The following is a 1,070-nucleotide window of genomic DNA, read 5'->3' on the forward strand; positions in this document are numbered from 1 at the left end:
CGCTCGATATCGTCGAGTTTCTGGCTAATTCTGGCTCTGCGTTCTTGGCTCATCGGTCTCCCCCTCACAGGTCTACCTGCTAATGCAACAAGATACCGGCTTTAGTTGGGTTTTTCAAAGGGTTCTAACAATGTCCTCAAAACCAAGGGCTATAACTTTGAACACAACTACGGTCACGGTAAAAAGCATTTGTCCACCGTCTTATTAAGTCTACTGTTGCTAGCTTTTTTAAGTCACACCATCTTCGCCTCAACCGACAGCCTCTACCAGAACCTACAGCAAGAGCTTGGCAGTCGTAAAACCTTCTTTAATGACATACGTGCCCTGCTGCGTTATCAGCTTTTTCCCTCTTGGCGGCAGCTCCTCCTTTTTATGGCTGAGGGACTTGAGCTTTCCTTTGACTCTAGTTGAGTGTCATTTGGAATTGCTGCTTTGATGAAACGCTGTACCTGTGCCATCAGCTCTACAATGCCGCGCTCCAAGAACGTCGGGACGCCTACCGAAAATGCGGCGTGAGCGATACCTACCGGATGCAGCAGGGCGGCCTGCCCGAAATCAAGCAGCTTTGCCCGAATACAAAAGCGTTCACTCTCAAGTTTTGCAGATGACGTTGCGCCGCCTCGACAATGCTTTTCAAGGCTTCTTCCGCCGCGTCAAAACGGGGCAAGCGCCGGGGTTCCCAAGGTTTCAAGGCCGCAACCGGTTTGACTCGTTTTGTTACCCGCAGTACGCCGCTAAGGTAGCTACTGACGCTCGCCATGTCTACCTCCCTAAAATCGGTAACGTCCGTATTCGTTTGCACCGTCCTATTGAGGGGCGTATCAAAACCGCTACGGTTAAGCGCGAAGGGTCGGAATGGTATTTGGTCTTTGTCGCTGAGGTAGAAACTAAAACACTGCCTCCGACGGGTAGCGAAGCCGGTATAGACCTTGGTTTGCAACACCTAAGTATCTCCCGGCTAAGAGTTAGATATAGGTAACGTTGAGGGCTTTAAGCCCGAGCTCAAGCGCGGCTCTAAGTTGCCTGAGGGTGTCATAACAGCGCCGGGGCATAAGAAAGCCTTTAAGCTT

General features: G+C 50.8%; 2 protein-coding genes. Both read left to right on the forward strand.

What is annotated here, in order from left to right; genetic code table 11:
* Positions 1–105: 105 nt before the first annotated feature.
* On the forward strand, positions 106–411 hold the full coding sequence (locus ACFW2W_RS19105) for a hypothetical protein (RefSeq protein ID WP_378181692.1): 306 nt from the start codon (positions 106–108) through the stop codon (positions 409–411).
* A 40-nt stretch (positions 412–451) separates the two neighbouring features.
* Positions 452–979, forward strand: a complete 528-nt coding sequence (locus tag ACFW2W_RS19110) for an RNA-guided endonuclease InsQ/TnpB family protein (protein ID WP_378181695.1) — start codon at positions 452–454, stop codon at positions 977–979.
* Positions 980–1,070 lie beyond the last annotated feature (91 nt).

The sequence above is a fragment of the Coleofasciculus sp. H7-2 genome (genome assembly GCF_042747725.1).
Lineage (GTDB): Bacteria > Cyanobacteriota > Cyanobacteriia > Cyanobacteriales > FACHB-T130 > FACHB-T130.